The following is an 18,055-nucleotide window of genomic DNA, read 5'->3' on the forward strand; positions in this document are numbered from 1 at the left end:
ATGCAAAGCCTGCTGCCCCTCAACCGCACCGCGCTGGAGCGCGCCATCGAAGCGGCCGCCGACGAGGATCTCAAAGCCAGCCTGCGCTTGCTCTACAACCCCGACGACTGCCCGGCGCACTTGCTGTATCACCTCGCCTGGGCCTGGTCGGTGGACCGCTGGGAAGACAGCTGGAGCGAGGAGATCAAGCGCTCGGTGATTCGCTCGGCGTTTTTCGTACATGCGCACAAGGGCACCATCGGGGCGCTGCGCCGAGTGGTGGAGCCGTTTGGCTATCTGATTGAAGTGCACGAGTGGTGGCAAACCACGCCACCAGCCCAAGCTGGCACTTTCGCATTGAAGATCGGCGTTTCCAATGCGGGTATCAGCGAGAGCACCTATCAGGAGTTGTCTTCGCTGATCGACGACGCCCGGCCAGTCAGTCGCCAGTTAAACGGGCTTGTGATCAGCCTTGAAAGCCGTGGCGCCATCCATCTCGGCTGCGCGATTCAGGATGGCGACGAGCTGGACATCTACCCGCTTGCACCTCGTGACCTAGAGGTCATCGGCGCCATTGGCCGCGGTGGCCGCGAACATACATTAGATACCTTGGATATTGCTCATGGTTGATCAAAATTCTCAGTTCTACGCCATCCTCACGAACGTGGGTGCGGCGAAGCAAGCCAACGCCGATGCCTTAGGTATCGCTTGGAAAATCACACAGATGGCAATCGGCGACGCCAATGGCGCTGACCCGACCCCTAACGCTACTCAGACCAGCCTGATCAATGAATGGCGGCGTGCCCCATTGAACCAGTTGAAGGTGGATGATCAGAACAATGCGATCATCATTGCCGAGCAGGTTATTCCCGCCGATGTGGGCGGTAAGTGGATCAGGGAAATCGCACTTTACGATGCCGACGGTGACATGGTTGCTGTGGCCAATTGCGCGCCTACCTACAAGCCCTTGTTAAGCCAGGGCTCCGGCCGCACTCAGGTGGTACGGATGAATCTTGTGGTCAGCAGTGCCAGTAACGTTCAGTTGAAGATCGATCCAGCGGTCGTGCTGGCGACACGCGAATGGGTCAGCGAGGAACTTGCACGCCAAGACTTCAAACCGTCCGTGCTGGCGGCGACTACCGCAAATACCACGCTGAGCGGTTTGCAAACAGTTGATGGTGTAGCGCTGTTCGCTGGCGCGCGGGTATTAGTGAAGGATCAGTCTGAGGCAAAGGATAACGGCATTTATGACGTCACCACCGGCGCCTGGCGCCGTAGTAACGATGCCGATACTGACGCCAAGGTAACACCTGGACTGCTCGTTCTTGTGGAAAAAGGGGTAGCCAATGGCGACAGTGCCTGGCAACTGACAACCGATGCTCCGATAACGCTCGGGGTTAGCGCGCAAACTTACGAAATGGCATTTGGCCGAACTGGGATTGTCTCGGGCACGTATAGAAGCGTTACGGCTGACAAATATGGCCGAGTGATTGCGGCCAGCAACCCGACCACCGTCGCGGGTTATGGCATCACGGATGTTTTCACGTCAACTCAGGTGACTACAGCGCTCACTCTCAAAGCGAATATCGCTAACCCTGTCTTCACTGGCACCGCAAAGGCGGTGACGGCTGCTCGGGAGGACAACAGCACTCAGTTGGCGACTACACAATTTGTCAAAGATGTTGGCTTCAATCTGCCAGTCGGCCAAGCTGGTTTGGCTGATGGGCAGACGCTGACCCAGGCTTATGCCGGCAAGTACACAACAATGAGTGGTTCGGGGACTTGGTCTGCAACGGCCAATCTGGCCGCGAGCGGTGTTGCCAACGGAGCAGTCTTCATTTTGTCGGTTGGGTCAGGCAAAGGCACGATCACGGTAGCTGCGCCAGGAAACGGGGCTGGCTACATCAGTGTCGGTTCGAGCGCTTATCAGTCCCTGACGATCACTCATCTCGATCCTCCGTTAATACTGACCTGCGTTGAAAACGGCATTTATGCAGTGGTTGCCGGTGGCGCTACAAGTTTGACTTCAAGCCAGTTCCCGATAAGAGGGAGAGTTTTATTCTCGAAAGCGGGGATCTACCAGTGGCAGGTGCCCGCCAATGTGACACGCGTACTCGTCGAGTTGCGTGGAGGGGGAGGAAGCGGTGCATTTGGAGCTGCTGAGACAGGCGCAGGCGGTGGCGGAGGGGGCGGTATTTGCAGTCGACTATGCGCCGTAGTACCTGGCGACAGCATTAACGTCACGGTGGGTGCTGGTGGCCGTGCCGTTGATGCTGTGAATAGCGCAGGCCGGGCAGGAGCCACATCTTCTTTTGGGACTTTCTGTTCTGCAACAGGCGGTGCCGCAGGATTGCTGATCAACGGCGCGGGCGGTGGCGTGGGCGTTGGTGGTGACTTCAATGCTTCGATGGGGTCAGGCTCACCCCCGGTACGCAATGGCAATAACTCCGGGGCATGGGGAGGGGCTGGCGGCGGCAGCGAGTCGATTTACGCCGCCAACGATTCCTCCACCTTGACACAGCCGGGCATGGGCGGTGCCGGACGCACAATTACGACATCCCAACCAGGTGCCGATGGTTGCGTTTTCATCACTTACTAAAGGGACCTGATATGTGGGCTCATGTTGTAAACGGCCTAGTGGCTGATGTGACTAATGTGGATCCAAGTGATCGCTATCACCCTGATCTTGTTTGGCTGCCCTGTAGCGAAGATACAAAGCCGGGGTGGCTTTTTGAACAGGGAAAATTTCAGTTCGACTCGCAGTTGCATCATGCTGATCTTATAGCCATGCAGCGAATCTGGCGCGATGCTCGATTACAAGCAACTGAATGGTTGGTGATGCGTCATCGCGATGAGTTGGCAATGACAATCTCCGCTACGTTGACCGCGCAGCAGTATTCCGAGTTGTTAAATTATCGGCAACATCTACGAGACTGGCCAACTTCGGCCAGTTTTCCTGATCAGTCATCAGCCCCCGCGCCACCCGAGTGGCTGGCTTTGCAAACCTCATAACGCCCCGCACCGCCGGGGCGTTCTCTTTTCCAACCCCACCTCCAGGCCTTGCACTCGCGGGGCCTTTCATACCCTACATCCGGAGTAAACCTACATGAGTGGATTCTTCCACGGCGTCACCGTGACCCATGTCGACACCGGCGCGCGCAGCATCGCGTTGCCGTCGTCCTCGATCATCGGCCTGGTCGACACGTTCAGCGAAGTTGCTGGCGTCACGGCCAAGGCCAACGAATTGGTGCTGATCACCAGTGAGCGCGAGGCGGTGGCCGCTTTCGGTGAAAACGCCGCCATCACCCGGGCCTGCCGGGCCATCTATACCCGCGCCAAAGCTGTGATCGTTGCCTGCGGCGTGGCCAGGCTCGAAGATGCCGCCGAGCAGACCGCTGCGCTGATCGGCGCGGTGCAAGCTGACGGCAAGCGCACCGGGCTGCAGGCGTTGCTCGACGGCAAGAGCCGCTTCAATGCCCAGCCCCGCCTGCTGGTCGCGCCGCGCCACAGCGCCACCCAGGCCGTGGGCAGCGCATTGGTCGCCCTGGCCGACAAACTGCGCGGCATCGCCATCATCGACGGCCCTGATACCACAGACCAGGCAGCCCTCGACTACGCCAAGAACTTCGGCGCCAAGCGCGCCTTCCTGGTCGACCCAGGCGTGCGGTACTGGGACAACGCTGAAGAGGCCACCGTCGATGCACCGGCCTCGGCCTGGGTCGCAGGCCTGTTCGCCTGGACCGACAGCGAGTACGGCTTCTGGGCCTCGCCGTCGAACAAAGAGTTCGTCGGTATTACCGGGACCACCCGCCCTGTGGAGTTCCTCGATGGCGACGACAGCTGCCGCGCCAACCTGCTGAACAACGCCAACATCGCCACCATCATCCGCGACGACGGTTTCCGCCTGTGGGGCAACCGCACCTTGTCCAGCGACCCGAAATGGGCCTTCGTCACCCGCGTGCGCACCCTGGACATCGTCATGGACGCCATCCTCTACGGCCACAAATGGGCCGTCGACCGCGCCATCACCGCCACCTACGTCAAGGACGTCACCGAGGGCCTGCAAGCGTTCATGCGCGACCTCAAGAACCAGGGCGCGATCATCAACTTCGAGGTGTTCGCCGACAGCGAGCTGAACACCGCCAGCCAACTGGAGCAGGGCAAGGTGTACTGGAACATTCGTTTCACCGACGTGCCGCCTGCCGAAAACCCCAATTTCCGTGTTGAAGTCACTAACCAGTGGCTGACCGAAGTTCTCGATTCCGCCGCTTGAGGAGCGCAACCACATGGCAATGATCCCCGAAACCCTGGCCAACCTGAACCTGTTCGTCGACGGCGTCAGCTTCCAGGGCGATGTACCGAGCCTGACCCTGCCCAAACTCACCCTGAAGATGGAAGAGCACCGTCCTGGTGGCATGGACATGCCCGTGGAAATGGACTTGGGCATGGAAAAACAGGAAGCGGCCTTTACCACCAGCGGTGTGCGCCGCGAAGCGCTGAAGTTTTTCGGCCTGGCCGATGGCAGTGGCTTCAACGGCTCCTTCCGCGGTGCCTTCAAAGGCCTCAAAGGCAAGATCAACCCAGTGGTGGTCACCCTGCGCGGCACCCTCAAGGAGATCGACATGGGCGACTGGAAATCCGGTGACAAGGCCGAGATCAAGCACAGCGTCGGGCTCAGCTACTACAAGCTCGAAGTCGATGGCCGGGTGATCTACGAGATCGATGCGTTGGGCATGCGCCGGGTCATCGACGGCGTCGACCAGTTGGCCAGCCAGCGTGCGGCACTTGGTTTGTGAGGAGATGAACATGGCTCAAGCGAAGCAACAACCGCAGTGGCTGACCCTCGGCGCCGACCGCGTGACCGTGCGCCTGTCGCGTCCCAGCCAGGCCAATGGCGTGCAGGTCGACAGCCTGTCATTGCGCGCCCCGACCGTGCGCGATATTCGCAGTGCCCAGGCCGGTGCGGGCGGTGATGACGAAACCCGTGAACTGAACCTGTTCGCCTCCCTGGCCGAAGTCGGCATCAAGGACCTCGAGGCCCTGGCACTGAAAGACTACAGCCGTTTGCAAAACGGCTATTTTCGCCTGGTGCAGGACGACGAACTTTGATCCGGCTCGGCAAAAGGCCGCTGCAAGGCGGCTGGCCAAGGAGCTGAACTTTTCCGCGAGCGAAATCATGACCATGTCGTACAGCGACATGGTCTGGTGGCTCGCGCCGTGACCAGGAGAAACCCATGGCGAACACACAGGTGTTCCCGCTCGGGCTCGGCGTCACCCTGATCAACCCGCTAGGCCATGCCATCGCGCTGCTGCGCCGGGAGGTCGAACGCTTGCGCAGGCAAGCCGAGGGCACCCGGCTCGGCAGGCTGATCGGCGAGGTGGCGCACTTGGGGGTAGAGCTCGGCAAGCTGGACCAGGTCGAACAAGCGGCGGATCCAGAGCGCCAGCCGCACGCGCAGACGCAGGTCAAGCCACTGCGTGAACAGCTCACGCAAATCGAACGTCTACGTCAGCATTATCAGAGGCTGGACCGCGTCATTGCCGGTCTGGCGCAACTCAAACCGTTGCACGCACGGCTTACAGTGGAGGTCTGGCGCGCGTATGCAACGCCAGCCTCTGCCCAGGCCGCCACTGCCACTACCACGGTCGCTGCCGCCCACGCAGCTGCGCCGGCGGCGGTCGCGACGCAGCCCGCTGCCTTGCCAGCGCTGCTGGGGCGCGGAGCGGTTGCCGTCGCGGGGCTTGGCCTTGCCACCTATGGCGTGCGTAGAGGTGCGCGTCATGTGCTCGAGCGGCAACCCGTCGCCACCCAGCGACGCATGGCCAGGGTGGCAGGTGCAAGCTGGCGCACCCACCGCGTCGACGCCCTTGGCAAGGCGGCCAAGGCTTTATTGGAAGGAGAGGACGGCCAGGCGCGAGCCCAAGGCGTCGGCGCTGCGGCCGGTGAAATCGGTGGCAGCGTGCTGGGAGCCGCGCTGTCCTTGTTGAGCAGGAATCGCTTCGCCCGAAGACACGGCGCCACCCTTGGCGCCCATCTTGGCGAGGCGCTTGGAACCCGAACGGCGCGGATGTTGTACGGCTGGGTAACCGCGCCCGTCGATGTGCAGCCCAATCCTCAGGGCGTGCCTGTCGAGGATGTTGCAACCGCTGCCGATGCAGTGCCCAGCGCTGCGCCAGCGCCGCAGCGATCAGCCACCTCGACCGGGGCGGCTGCGGGTGTGGTCGCCGGTGCCCTGACCGTGGCGGGGGTTGCCGCTTACCGCAAAGGGCAAGGCCTGCCGCGCAACACGCGCCGACGCCTGTCCAAGGTCACCCGTGAACAGTGGCAGGCGCACCGCGTCGATACGCTGGGCAAGGTCGGCAAGGCGTTGATCACCGCAGAGGATGGCGAAGAGCGTGCGCAGGGCGTGGGCGCTGCGCTGGGCGAGATGGCCGGGCGACTGTTGGGCGCCGCGTTGCCACGCCTGACCAAGAGCCGCGCGGCCCGGAAATACGGTGCCGACGTCGGTGCGTATCTAGGCGAAGCGCTGGGCAGCCTGGGCGGTGCGGGCCTGTTCAAGTTGGCCACTGCGCCGGCCAGCACGCCTGCGCCCTCACAGCAGGACGAACAGGGTGCTGCTGAGCCAGGCATCGCCAGTCAGGCGGCGCCGCAAGCACGCGTGGCGCCGCCCGCTGTTCAACAGCCCGCGGCCGAAAGCGCTCTGGCTCAGGAGGCGCTGGCCCTGGCCGGCTCGGTGGTTCCAGGCGCAGGCGGTGTGCTCAAGCGGGTCCCTCTCGCTGCTGTAGTGGGCACCTCCCTAGAGGTGCTCGATACCTATGACAGCGACGCCCCACGCGCTGAGAAAATCGAACGTTACGCCAGTGCTGGCGGCGGTCTGAGTGGCAGCTTGGCCGGTGCAGCGGCGGGTGCGGCGATTGGCTCGGCGGTGCTGCCGGTAATCGGCACGGCCCTGGGCGGCATCGTCGGCGGGGTGTTGGGCAGCATGGGCGGTGAAGCCGCAGGCAGCTGGTTGGGCCGGGCGGTGGCCGTACTCGGTGGTGAGCCGTCGGCGGTGACCCAACAGCAATCCGGCACGCCAACGCCGGCGCTGCCGATCCCCGTCGATAGCGGTCGTCTGCCCGCGTCAAGCGCTAGCGCAACTTCCACTGCCACACCCCATGCAAGCGCAACCGCCACGGCCGTAACGCAGGCCGATGCACGCGCAGTCGGCAGCGCCGCTGCAGGTACGGACGCGCTACCTGCCCATGCGCCGGCACTGCCTGCCAGCAATCAGTCACTGCCGACCCACGCGCCCACCATCAACCAGCAATTCACCTTCACCGCCAACATGCCGGTGACCTTCAACAACAGTCTCGATGATCCAGGCACCGTGCAGCAACTGGAGGCGACGGTCCGGCGGGTGCTCGATGAGCTCATGCGCCAGGCGCGCTCGGTGCAGATGGTCGATCAACCACAGCCATGAGGAGGTGCCATGACTTACCTGGAACAGCTGCAGGGCGGCTTGCATGCGCTGGTCAGGGCAGGCGAGGAGGGGCGTCGGCGTGCCGATGCCATGCTCGGCCCGATGAACCAGGCCGTCGGCCATGTCCGCGAGGCCGCCAGCGAACTTGAGGCACTGCCTTGGATCGGGCCACAAATCGGTCAGCGTCTGCAACGCACCCTGCGCGCCATCGACGCGGCCAAGCAGCGTGTCGACCGCGTGATCGGCAAGTACGACCAGACCGTGGAAGTGGTGCGCAAGGTACGCGACCGGGTCAATGTCTTTGCCGAGCATTTGGGCAAGGTCGGCGCGGCCATGAGGCGGGTGCTCGGCGATGCCCGTGCGGTGGCCAACGGCGCGCTCTCGGCGCTGGGCTTGGCGCCGCTGGCAACACCTGTCGCCGAGGCCGTCACGCCGTATGCGCACCTGTTGGTGCTGCAGCCGCTGGCCGCCAACGCCGCGCCGTATTACTTCAACCTCGACACCGCCGCCTTCGACCAGTTGCGCCGGCAAACCCGCTTTCGCTGGGCCGGGCAAGAGCGTCTGAGCCGGGAAAATGCGCAGCAAGCGGTCAGCCTGGGCGAAGAAAGCATCACCCTGCGCGGCGCCATATTCCCCGGTTTCAAAGGGGGCTTGGGTCAACTGCAGGCGCTGCGCGGCGTCGGCCGCCAGCTGTTGCCCCTGACCCTGACCACCGGCTACGGCGAGGTACTGGGCACCTGGTGCCTGACCAGCATCGAAGAAGAGCAGGGTGCCCTGCTGGCTGGCGGCATTCCCCGTAAACAAGGTTTCACACTGGAGTTCGTCAGTTATGGACAAGACCTGCAAGACGTCTGAGGGCGATCTGCTCGACACCCTCTGCCACCACTACTACGGCCACCTGGACGGTAGCGTCGAGGCTGTGCTGCAAGCCAATCAGGGCCTGGCTGACCAAGCGCAGCCGTTTCGCGCCGGCGTGAACATCCGCTTACCGGTCATGGCGCGGGCGCAGGCCAACGTCGTGCAGCTGTGGGACTGAGGCCATGCGACCGCAATTTCGCATTCACGCCAACGGCCGCGAAATCACCGCGCTGATCAACGACCGCTTGTTGCTGCTGCGCACCACCGACAAACCGGGCATGCAATCGGATGACTTCGAACTGCGCATCGATGCCCGCGACGCGGTGCTGGCACTGCCCGCCCGCGGCGCGCTGATCGAGCTGCACATGGGCTACGCCGACCAGTCGCTGACCCGCCTGGGGCGCTATACGGTCGATGAGGTCGAACTCTCGGGCCCGCCCGACACGTTGGTGATCCGTGGCAAGGCCAGCGACCTGCGCGGCACGGGCAGAAGCATCCGCAGCGGCAGCTGGGAGGCACAGCCGCTGCAACGCATCGTCAACGACATCGCCGCGCGCAATGGCTGGCAGGCGGCTTGCCCGGTCCTGACGCCGGTGCCACGGATCGATCAGCTCAATGAGTCGGATTTCAACTTCATCACCCGCCTGGCGCGTCAGTACGACTGTACCGCCAAGCTCGCCGAGGGCCGCTTGCTGGTGCTGCCGCGCCAGGGCGGGCAAAGCGCCAGCGGTCAGCCGCTGGATGTGCTGGTCATCGAGCATAGCGCTGTGAGTCAGTGGCACCTGCGGCTGGACGACAAAGCGGCGCGCCGCGCTGTGCGTACTCGTCATCAGGACCCTGGCAGCGGCGAATGCAAAACAGTCGAACTGCTCGATGAGGCGGCGGCCGAAGGCCAGCGCCCAGTGCACACCGACCCTCACCTGTATCCCAACCGCGCAGCCGCCGAGCAGGCCGCACGGGCGCGTCTGGCCAGCTTCAATCGTGACACCGCCCAGTTGCGCCTGGTCATGCCGGGACGCACCGACCTGTTCGCCGAACGCAGCATCGACTTGCAAGGGTTCGTTGCCGGCGTGGACGGGCAGTACCAGATCGACTCGGTCGAGCAACTGTTCACCGGCTCGGGCTGGACCACGACCGTGCAAGCCAACGGCGGCAAAGCCGGCAAGGCCAACGCCAAAGGCGCAGCCCAAACGGGCCAGGCGGTGATCAAAGCCCGTTGAGCGGGCCATGAAGGAGTAACCCCATGCTAAGCGAAACGCAATTGCTGCAGATTCTGCCGAACGCCCGCCCCGTCGCGGGCGTTTTCGTGGCTGCACTCAACGCCACATTGCCGCGTTGGGAGATCGACAACCCCAGGCGCGTGGCAGCCTTCATCGCCCAGGTCGGTCATGAGTCCGCCCAGTTCCGTTACCTCAAGGAGCTGGGCAGCGACCGTTACCTGGCGCGCTACGATACAGGCCCGCTGGCCGTGCGGCTGGGCAATACACCGCAAGCCGATGGCGATGGTCAGCGCTATTGCGGGCGTGGCCTGATCCAGGTCACCGGGCGCAACAACTACCAGGCCTGCAGCCGCGCGCTGTTCGGCGACGAACGCCTGCTCGCGCAACCGCAATTGCTCGAGCAGCCGCGCTGGGCCTGTGAGTCAGCGGCCTGGTTCTGGCATTCGCGGGGGCTCAATGCCCTGGCGGACCAAGGCGCGTTCAACCGCATCACGCGGCACATCAACGGCGGTCTCAATGGCCTGGAGGAGCGCCTGAAACTGTGGGCACGGGCTCGCGAGGTGCTGTGTTGAGCCGCGTGCACGCTGGCCTGGTGGCGCTTTTGCTGGGCGTTTGCGTGGCCCTCACCTGGCGCCTGCAGGATTGGCGCTACGGACAGCGGCTGGCGCAGCAGGCCCAGGCCCAGGCCGCTGCCCAGGCAGCCCGCCTGGGTGCCGACCAGACCCAGCGCGAGGCCCTCGCGCAACGCCTGCAAGACAGCGAAACCCGTCATTTCAAGGAGCTCGCCGATGCGCAACAGACTCAGGCTCGCCTGCGTGATCGCCTGGCTACTGCCGATCTGCGCCTGTCGGTCCTGGTCGACCGCAGCGCCCTCTGCAGTGCAGTGCCTGCCGCCACCGCCACCACCGGCCTGGATCATGCAACCGTACGTGCCGGACTTGAGCCGGCGCATGCTCGACGCATTATCGCCATCACCGATGAAGGCGACCGCGGACTGATCGCGCTGCGCGCCTGCCAGGCGTATGTGCAGCAGGTGAGTGGCGTCAGGCACTGACTGCAGCTGCAGCACGCTGGCGGCTATCCCACTTCCTGCACACTGATGCTACGGTGTCTGCACTCACCCCAGGACCAGCCCAAGGAACCGTCCATGGACCCGATTACCGTCCTTTCCACCCGTCTGGGCGCGCATCTGCGCGAGCGCGATGCCCAGGTAACCACCGCCGAATCCTGCACCGGCGGTGGGATCGCCGAGGCCATTACCCGTGTGCCGGGCAGTTCGGCCTGGTTCGAGGCAGGCTACGTGACCTATTCCAATGCGCAGAAGACCCGCCAGTTGCAGGTACCGCACGCGCTATTCGCCGAGGTGGGCGCGGTCAGCCGCGAGGTGGTCGAAGCCATGGCCCGCGGCGCCCAGGCCGCCAGCGGCGCACGTTTTGCCGTGGCGGTCAGCGGCGTTGCCGGGCCCGATGGTGGCTCGCCCGCCAAGCCGGTGGGCACGGTCTGGCTGGCCTGGGCCGATGGCCCGCAGGTGCATGCCGAGCGCCGGCACTTCGACGGTGACCGCGAGGCGGTGCGACGGCAGACGGTGATCGCGGCATTAGAAGGCTTGTTACACCTGGGCATCGAGTAAATCGACGACAGGGGTTTGCTCGCGCGCCTGCCTGTGGAATAATACTGGCTACTTATACAGGTATTCCCGGCCATCAGGGCCAAGTCGAACACGTGAGGATTTCAATGGACGACAACAAGAAGCGCGCCTTGGCTGCGGCCCTGGGTCAAATCGAACGCCAATTCGGTAAAGGCGCTGTCATGCGCATGGGTGACCATGAGCGTCAGGCCATCCCTGCCATCTCCACCGGCTCGTTGGGCCTGGACATTGCTTTGGGCATTGGCGGTTTGCCTAAAGGCCGTATCGTGGAAATCTACGGTCCGGAATCTTCGGGTAAAACCACGCTGACCCTGTCGGTCATCGCCGAAGCCCAGAAGAGCGGCGCCACCTGCGCCTTCGTCGACGCCGAGCACGCCCTCGACCCAGAGTACGCCGGCAAGCTGGGCGTCAACGTCGACGATCTGCTGGTGTCGCAGCCGGACACTGGCGAACAGGCACTGGAAATCACCGACATGCTGGTGCGCTCCAACGCTGTCGATGTGATCATCGTCGACTCCGTGGCCGCCCTGGTGCCCAAGGCGGAAATCGAAGGCGAGATGGGCGACATGCACGTCGGCCTGCAGGCCCGCCTGATGTCCCAGGCGCTGCGCAAGATCACTGGTAACATCAAGAACGCCAACTGCCTGGTCATCTTCATCAACCAGATCCGTATGAAGATCGGCGTTATGTTCGGCAGCCCGGAAACCACCACCGGTGGTAACGCGCTGAAGTTCTATGCCTCGGTTCGTCTGGACATCCGTCGTACCGGCGCGGTGAAAGAAGGCGACGAGGTGGTGGGTAGCGAAACCCGTGTCAAAATCGTCAAGAACAAGGTCTCGCCGCCGTTCCGTCAGGCCGAGTTCCAGATTCTTTACGGCAAAGGCATCTACCGCAACGGCGAGATCATCGACCTGGGCGTGGCTCAGGGCCTGGTCGAGAAATCCGGCGCCTGGTACAGCTACCAAGGCAACAAGATTGGCCAAGGTAAAGCCAACGCGGCCAAGTACCTGCAGGAAAACCCGGCCATCGGTACAGAGATCGAGCGCCAGATTCGCGAGAAGCTGCTGAACTCGGGCGCCGTCGCTGCTGCAGGCAAAGCTGCTGCCGCTGAGGCAGGAGCCGAAGACAAGGCTGACGCCGAAGCCGGCGTCTGATAGCTGTTGGTATGTCCGTCGTCCTCGACACTCCCGTCGCTGTCCGGCGGACCGCCATGGACCTGCTCGCGCGACGCGAGCATGGTCGCGTCGAGCTGACCCGCAAGCTGCGTCAGCGTGGCGCCCCGGACGAGTTGATCGAGCCTGCGCTCGATCGGCTGGCCGAGGAGGGGCTGCTTAGCGAGGCGCGCTATCTGGAAAGCTTCATTCGCTATCGCGCCAACGCTGGGTATGGTCCAGCGCGCATTCGCGAAGAGCTTGGTCAGCGGGGGCTGGATCGCGCTGACATCGCGCAGGCGCTGACTGAAAGCGGCTTGGATTGGGCTGCGCTGTTACGAGAAACGTGGCAGCGCAAGTTCGCTGGGCAGTACCCGCACGATCCCAAGAGCCGCGCTCAGCAAACCCGGTTTCTGGCCTATCGTGGCTTCCCTATGGATTTAATCGGGCGGCTGCTCAGCGGCCGCGATCTAGACGATTAGCCAGACGACGCGTCAGTAAATGGCCCCAATGCCGTTCACACGGCATGGGGCCATTTTTTTGCCTGCGCAATCTCAGCTGGCTTTCAGCGCCTCACGCGCCCGCTGGGTGCTGTGCGTGGGCTCGCGGTTAGCCCAGTTCTCCGAAAGGTTGATGAAGTCGATCAACTCCCGCAAACGCCCCTGATCGCGGCCGGTGAAGGCAAAGGTCAGTCGGGTCAGGTGGCTATAGCTGCCGGTTTCGTGTTCTGCGCCACTGTCGGCGTGTTGCTGGAAATGCCCACTCAAGCGCAGGTCGGCGAAGTTTTCTTCGATATCGACGAGTGCGGCTTCGCTGAGCCGGTGCTGCATGCGGATCACGAACTGATTGTTCAGCCAGCGGCTGGAATGGTAGTTGCGGTAGAACTGATTGATTTCCTCGACCGCGTCGTCGGCGCTGTGGACCAGCCGTACCAGCTTCAGGTCGCTCGGGAGAATGTAGCGATTCTCTTCCAGTTGGCGGCTGATAAAGGCCAGACAATCCTGCCAGAATGTGCCGCCTGGCGAATCCAGCAGCACCACGGGCACCAGCGGGCTTTTGCCGGTCTGGATCAGCGTCAGCACTTCAAGGGCTTCATCCAGCGTGCCAAAGCCGCCTGGGCAGAGCACCAGGGCATCGGCCTCCTTGACGAAAAACAGTTTGCGAATGAAGAAGAAATGAAACGGCAGCAGGCGGTCGGTGCCATCGACCGTGGCATTGGCATGCTGCTCGAAGGGCAGGGTGATATTGAACCCCAGGCTATGATCGCTGCCAGCGCCCTCGTGGGCGGCGGCCATGATCCCGCCCCCGGCGCCGGTGATGACCATCAGCTCGGCGTGCGCCAAGGCCGCGCCAAGCTCGCGCGCCAACGCGTACATCGGGTGCTCCCTGGGGGTGCGCGCTGAGCCGAACACGGTGACCTTGCGCCGCCCGCGGTAACGTTGCAGGGTGCGGAACGCATGGTCCAGCTCGCGCAGGGCCTGCAGGGTGATCTTGGCGCTCCAGCGGTCGCTGTCATCGTGTGCCATGCGCAGCACCGTCAGCAGCATATCGCGGTACAACGGCAGGTTCGGGCTGCCGGGGGCCACCAGTTGCAGCTGTTGATCGACCGCCGCCAGGTCGATGCCGTGCTCTTTGAAATGATTGAACAAGTGTTCGTTCGATTGATGGGGCATTAAGCGTCTCCTTCTGCAGCAAAACCTCTGACCGAGCCGATGGTGGGGCTCGGCCGCGACACTGCATGTGTCGCTGGCTGCCTGGCCCGAGTAGGCGTCTCGGGCAGTGCAGTAGGCCTGCAAGGCCTTGGTGCAGGTGTCAGTCCATCATTTTGTTTTTTCGCGTCTTCGCTATCAATCTAGACCGTTGCGGGTGATCGTGCAGACGCGCAGCGCTTGGCCGCTCGTCGGCCAGCCGCCTGGGGCGCATTGAGTTTGGTTAACTGGGAAGGCGAAACGTGTCGATGCGCGAGGTAGCGTCATGCATCGCTTGGTGATCGAAGTGGACGGGCAGCTCTATCAGCAGTTGGAGAGTGCCGCCCAGGTCCATCATGTGAGCCTGGAGGCCGAATGCCGGCGCAGGCTGGCAGTGCTGGAATGTCAGTCACACTACCTGCAGGTCTTGCTGGCTGAAATGCGCGCCGACGAACAATGCCGGCGCGCCGAGCGAGAGCGCGTCAGCTGATCACTTCTTGCTGTTGCCGGCCGTGCAGCTGGCGGCATCGAATGCCTGGTCCATCACGGGCTCATTGGTCTTGTAGACCGTGAAGCGGTAGACCATCACCGCGCCTTTGGACATCAAGTTACGGAAACCGCTGTTGCGGCATACGCTGTCACCCAGCTGGCTGCGCACCTGGGCCGGATTGTCCTGCATGCGCGCGGCGTGTTCGGGGCGCACGCTCAGGTGATTGACCAGCGCCTTGCCTTCGACGGTGTAACCCTGGTCGAGAATGTCTTCGTTGATGGCGCGTGGCGTACCGACACTGCTTTGCGTGGCCACCTTCTGCAGCATCTTGTTGAGCTCGAACTCCTGCTTGGAGGCCGCCTGGGCTGCCAGTGGCAGGGTGAGCAACAGGCTCAGGGCCGGAACGATAACACGCAGCATGAATCTCTCCTGGTTCAATGACTGGCGCTTCGACATGTGCCGGCGCCGGGCGTTCCGTGAAAACCGCAGCGGTACAGGCCGGTTCACGGCGGCCGCTGCCAGCGATTATAGGGATTGGGCGAGTCGGCTGCACGGTCAAATGGCCCTTGCTCTGGTAGACTGGCGCTTTGTATCTGCCGAGTCCTTGCAGTGCCCACGTTCAATTCGTCCCCAGGCTTGCCCGCATGAGCCACGCAGTAGCTCGCCTGCGCGCCGAGCGTCTGGCCCGTAGCATCAAACCTTTTGTCGCCCGTGGTTCGCGCGCCGAACGCTGTAGCGACTGCCGGGTGATTGCCACCCACTGCCTGTGCCAGTGGAAGCCCAAGGTGCAAGCCGACGCCGGCGTGTGCCTGCTCATGCACGACACCGAGCCATTGAAGCCGACCAATACCGGCTGGCTGATCGCCGACCTGATCGAAGACACCTCGGCATTCGGTTGGCTACGTACCTCAGTGGACGAGCGCTTGCTGGCGCTGCTCGATGATCCGCAGTGGCAGCCTTTTATCGTCTTTCCAGGCGAATTCGTCGCCCAGGAGCGGGTGGTCACCGAGGTGATCCGCCAGCCGGGCAAACGCCCGCTGTTCATTCTGCTGGACGCCACCTGGACCGAAGCGCGCAAGATGTTTCGCAAGAGCCCGTATCTGGATCGCTTTCCGGTACTGAGCCTGCAGGCCGAGCAGATGTCGCGCTATCGCTTGCGTCGTTCCAAACGCGACGACCACTTCTGCACCGCCGAGGTGGCGGCCATGTGCCTGGACCTGGCTGGCGACAGTACAGCGTCGCAGGCCCTGGACGCCTACCTGGACGTCTTCAGTCTGCACTACCTGAGCGGCAAGCGGCGCCTGCCCCTCGATGAGCAGGATGCCACCCACCAACGGTTGCATACCTTCCTATAGTCCAAGGGGCAGGCGCGCGGCTTTGCGCCATAATGATCGGGCTGCTGGCCAGGGTGGGCGAGACGGCGAGTGGTTGGCTTGACCACCGGCGGCCGTGCTCGGCATCCTTGGCGCCGATTCCCCGCCAGGCGCTGAACCCCTGTATACGCCTGGGATAGAACAGGATCCACAGATCGATGGCCACATACGAAGTCCTGATTGCCGATGACCACCCGCTGTTTCGCAGCGCCTTGCGCCAGGCCGTGACCCTGGGCCTGGGCGCCGATGTGCGCCTGGTCGAAGTGGCGAGCATCGCCGAACTGGAAACCCGCCTGAGCGAAAAAGCCGACTGGGATCTGGTCCTGCTCGACCTCAACATGCCAGGCGCCTACGGCTTCTCCGGGCTGGTGCTGCTGCGCGGGCAATACCCGCAGATTCCGGTGGTGATGGTCTCGGCTCAGGAAGAGGCGGCCGTCGTGGTGAAATCCCGCGAGTTCGGCGCCAGCGGCTTCATCCCCAAGTCCAGTGGTCTGGAGACGATCCAGGACGCGGTGCGCAAGGTGCTCGATGGCGAAGTCTGGTGGCCACCGCAGGCGTTCGAGAAGGTCGATGTCTCGGCCGAAGCCAAGGCCGCCAGCGAAGGCCTGGCCAGCCTTACGCCGCAGCAGTTCCGCGTGCTGACCATGGTCTGCGAAGGCTTGCTCAACAAGCAGATCGCCTACGAGCTGAATGTGTCTGAAGCGACCATCAAGGCCCATGTGACGGCGATCTTCCGCAAGCTGGGCGTGCGCACCCGAACCCAGGCCGCGTTGCTTCTGCAACAACTTGAATCGGTTGCCAGCAGCTGAACCGCCCGCGCTTCACGCTTTTTTGACCCTTGCCGCACTAGTCTGCTGGCCTTTTTTGTCGGTAAGTGATGCCCATGACACCTTCGCCATTCAAAGGCCAGACTGGCCTGAAACGCATTTTCAACGCCGCAGGCTACTCGCTGGACGGGCTGCGCGCCGCGTTCAAGGGTGAAGCGGCGTTCCGCCAGCTGGTGCTGCTCAACGTGCTGTTGATCCCGATCGCCTTCTGGTTACCGGTCAGCCGCGCCGAACGGGCGATCATGATCGCCGTGTGCCTGCTGGGCCTGATCGTCGAGTTGTTCAACTCGGCGGTGGAGGCGACCATCGACCGCATCTCGCTGGAGCGTCACCCGTTATCCAAGAACGCCAAGGACATGGGCAGCGCCGCGCAGTTCGTGGCGTTGACCATGGTCGCGCTGGTCTGGGGCGTGATTCTGCTCTAAGCGATGGGCGGCAGGACGATTTCGTCGCTGCGGGTAAATCCTGCAGTGAAGTTACGGCATAGCTCGAGGAACTCGCGCATCGCCGAAGTCTGGTACTTCTGCTTGTGCCAGATGAAGTAGAACTGGCGCATGAGGTCCAGCTCCGGGGTCTCGACCGCAACCAGGCTGCCACGACGAAAGGCATCACGCAGGGCCAGGCGCGAGATGCAACCAATGCCCAGGCCCGACTCCACCGCACGTTTGATCGCCTCGGTGTGCTCCAGCTCCAGACGGATGTTCAAGCTGGTGCGGTGATGACGCATGGCCTGATCGAAGGTCAGGCGTGTGCCCGAGCCCTGCTCGCGCAAAATCCAGGCTTCCTGGGACAACGCCTCGATGTCGGCGCGTCCGGCAGTGGCCAGCGGGTGCTGCGGCGCGCAGAACACCACCAGCTCGTCCTCAACCCACGGTTGGACTTCCAGGTCCGGGTGGCTGCAGTCACCCTCGATCAGACCCAGATCAATTTCGTAGTGCGCGACTTGATGCACGATATGCGCGGTGTTCTGCACATGTAGCTTGACCTGGCTCTCCGGGTGAACCTGCATGAAACTGCCGATCAGCAGCGTTGCCAGGTAATTGCCGATGGTCAGGGTGGCACCCACCGCCAGCGAGCCGAAGCCGGACTTGCCGTTGAGCAGGTCTTCGATTTCCTTGGCCTGGTCAAGCAGGGCCACTGCCTGAGGCAGCAACTGATGGCCGAGCGCATTCAGTGCCAGGCGCTTGCCGGCCCGGTCGAACAGCTGGCAGCTGGACTGGCGCTCCAACTCGGTAATGGAAGTACTGGCCGCCGATTGCGAAAGCGCCAGGACACTGGCGGCCCGCGACACGCTCTGGTGCTGGGCAACGGCGACGAATACCTGAAGCTGACGAAGTGTAAATCGCATATCTATATAA

Annotated in this window: 22 protein-coding genes; 19 read left to right on the forward strand and 3 right to left on the reverse strand. The window is 63.2% G+C overall.

Translation table 11 applies throughout. The features are described from left to right. The 15 genes from FS665_RS07735 (at nt 1) to recX (ending at nt 12,801) form a co-directional block, all read left to right on the forward strand. Nucleotides 1-609 (forward strand): phage tail protein I, encoded by a 609-nt coding sequence (locus FS665_RS07735; protein WP_145185820.1) that lies wholly within the window; start codon nt 1-3, stop codon nt 607-609. Further along, nucleotides 602-2,578, forward strand: a complete 1,977-nt coding sequence (locus FS665_RS07740; RefSeq protein ID WP_145185823.1) for a phage tail protein — start codon at nt 602-604, stop codon at nt 2,576-2,578. Before FS665_RS07735 ends, FS665_RS07740 begins: the two co-directional genes overlap by 8 nt. After that, nucleotides 2,557-2,991, forward strand: coding sequence for a phage tail assembly chaperone (locus tag FS665_RS07745; protein WP_256675061.1), 435 nt, complete (start codon nt 2,557-2,559; stop codon nt 2,989-2,991). Before FS665_RS07740 ends, FS665_RS07745 begins: the two co-directional genes overlap by 22 nt. 94 nt (nt 2,992-3,085) lie before the next feature. Beyond that, on the forward strand, nt 3,086-4,252 hold the full coding sequence (locus FS665_RS07750; RefSeq protein ID WP_145185826.1) for a phage tail sheath family protein: 1,167 nt from the start codon (nt 3,086-3,088) through the stop codon (nt 4,250-4,252). A gap of 13 nt (nt 4,253-4,265) precedes the next feature. Next, nucleotides 4,266-4,775, forward strand: coding sequence for a phage major tail tube protein (locus FS665_RS07755; protein WP_145185829.1), 510 nt, complete (start codon nt 4,266-4,268; stop codon nt 4,773-4,775). A 10-nt stretch (nt 4,776-4,785) separates the two neighbouring features. Next, complete coding sequence (locus tag FS665_RS07760) at nt 4,786-5,088, forward strand: phage tail assembly protein (protein WP_145185832.1); 303 nt, start codon at nt 4,786-4,788, stop codon at nt 5,086-5,088. A gap of 125 nt (nt 5,089-5,213) precedes the next feature. Further along, nucleotides 5,214-7,442 carry a hypothetical protein gene (locus FS665_RS07765; protein ID WP_145185835.1) on the forward strand — a complete coding sequence of 743 codons (2,229 nt, stop codon included), beginning with the start codon at nt 5,214-5,216 and terminating at the stop codon, nt 7,440-7,442. A gap of 9 nt (nt 7,443-7,451) precedes the next feature. Then, a complete protein-coding gene (locus tag FS665_RS07770) occupies nt 7,452-8,297 on the forward strand; it encodes a phage tail protein (protein ID WP_145185838.1) in 846 nt (281 codons plus the stop codon). Further along, nucleotides 8,272-8,478 (forward strand): tail protein X, encoded by a 207-nt coding sequence (locus FS665_RS07775; protein ID WP_145185841.1) that lies wholly within the window; start codon nt 8,272-8,274, stop codon nt 8,476-8,478. The genes FS665_RS07770 and FS665_RS07775 overlap by 26 nt, the downstream gene beginning before the upstream one ends. Before the next feature lie 4 nt (nt 8,479-8,482). Continuing rightward, nucleotides 8,483-9,520, forward strand: coding sequence for a phage late control D family protein (locus FS665_RS07780; protein ID WP_145185844.1), 1,038 nt, complete (start codon nt 8,483-8,485; stop codon nt 9,518-9,520). Between the two features lie 23 nt (nt 9,521-9,543). Beyond that, a complete protein-coding gene (locus FS665_RS07785) occupies nt 9,544-10,092 on the forward strand; it encodes a glycoside hydrolase family 19 protein (RefSeq protein ID WP_145185847.1) in 549 nt (182 codons plus the stop codon). Beyond that, a complete protein-coding gene (locus tag FS665_RS07790) occupies nt 10,089-10,574 on the forward strand; it encodes a lysis system i-spanin subunit Rz (RefSeq protein ID WP_145185850.1) in 486 nt (161 codons plus the stop codon). Before FS665_RS07785 ends, FS665_RS07790 begins: the two co-directional genes overlap by 4 nt. 93 nt (nt 10,575-10,667) lie before the next feature. Continuing rightward, nucleotides 10,668-11,150, forward strand: coding sequence for a CinA family protein (locus FS665_RS07795; protein ID WP_145185853.1), 483 nt, complete (start codon nt 10,668-10,670; stop codon nt 11,148-11,150). Nucleotides 11,151-11,254: 104 nt separating this feature from the next. Next, complete coding sequence (gene recA / locus FS665_RS07800; protein WP_145185856.1) at nt 11,255-12,322, forward strand: recombinase RecA; 1,068 nt, start codon at nt 11,255-11,257, stop codon at nt 12,320-12,322. Nucleotides 12,323-12,333: 11 nt separating this feature from the next. After that, nucleotides 12,334-12,801 carry a recombination regulator RecX gene (recX, locus tag FS665_RS07805; RefSeq protein WP_145185859.1) on the forward strand — a complete coding sequence of 156 codons (468 nt, stop codon included), beginning with the start codon at nt 12,334-12,336 and terminating at the stop codon, nt 12,799-12,801. A 72-nt stretch (nt 12,802-12,873) separates the two neighbouring features. On the opposite strand, the gene FS665_RS07810 is transcribed toward recX, so the two are convergent. Then, nucleotides 12,874-13,992: an LOG family protein gene (locus FS665_RS07810; RefSeq protein WP_145185862.1), complete on the reverse strand. Its 1,119-nt coding sequence runs from the start codon at nt 13,990-13,992 to the stop codon at nt 12,874-12,876. A 301-nt stretch (nt 13,993-14,293) separates the two neighbouring features. Here FS665_RS07810 and FS665_RS07815 point away from each other — a divergent pair, with 301 nt between their 5' ends. Continuing rightward, nucleotides 14,294-14,497, forward strand: coding sequence for a hypothetical protein (locus FS665_RS07815; protein WP_145185865.1), 204 nt, complete (start codon nt 14,294-14,296; stop codon nt 14,495-14,497). Here FS665_RS07815 and FS665_RS07820 read toward each other — a convergent pair whose 3' ends face one another. Next, complete coding sequence (locus FS665_RS07820) at nt 14,498-14,917, reverse strand: quorum-sensing-regulated virulence factor family protein (protein ID WP_145185868.1); 420 nt, start codon at nt 14,915-14,917, stop codon at nt 14,498-14,500. Between the two features lie 224 nt (nt 14,918-15,141). On the opposite strand from FS665_RS07820, the gene FS665_RS07825 reads away from it, so the two are divergent. The 3 genes from FS665_RS07825 to FS665_RS07835 all read left to right on the forward strand — a co-directional run bounded on the left by FS665_RS07825 (nt 15,142) and on the right by FS665_RS07835 (nt 17,122). Beyond that, nucleotides 15,142-15,852 (forward strand): tRNA-uridine aminocarboxypropyltransferase, encoded by a 711-nt coding sequence (locus FS665_RS07825; protein WP_145185871.1) that lies wholly within the window; start codon nt 15,142-15,144, stop codon nt 15,850-15,852. A gap of 176 nt (nt 15,853-16,028) precedes the next feature. After that, nucleotides 16,029-16,679: a response regulator transcription factor ErdR gene (gene erdR, locus FS665_RS07830; RefSeq protein WP_145185873.1), complete on the forward strand. Its 651-nt coding sequence runs from the start codon at nt 16,029-16,031 to the stop codon at nt 16,677-16,679. 74 nt (nt 16,680-16,753) lie between these two features. Continuing rightward, nucleotides 16,754-17,122, forward strand: coding sequence for a diacylglycerol kinase (locus FS665_RS07835; protein ID WP_145185876.1), 369 nt, complete (start codon nt 16,754-16,756; stop codon nt 17,120-17,122). Here FS665_RS07835 and finR read toward each other — a convergent pair. Then, a complete protein-coding gene (finR, locus tag FS665_RS07840; RefSeq protein ID WP_145185879.1) occupies nt 17,119-18,045 on the reverse strand; it encodes a LysR family transcriptional regulator FinR in 927 nt (308 codons plus the stop codon). The two genes, FS665_RS07835 and finR, sit on opposite strands and share 4 nt — an antisense overlap. Nucleotides 18,046-18,055 lie beyond the last annotated feature (10 nt).

The sequence above is a fragment of the Pseudomonas sp. URMO17WK12:I11 genome (assembly GCF_007677725.1).
Taxonomy (GTDB): domain Bacteria; phylum Pseudomonadota; class Gammaproteobacteria; order Pseudomonadales; family Pseudomonadaceae; genus Aquipseudomonas.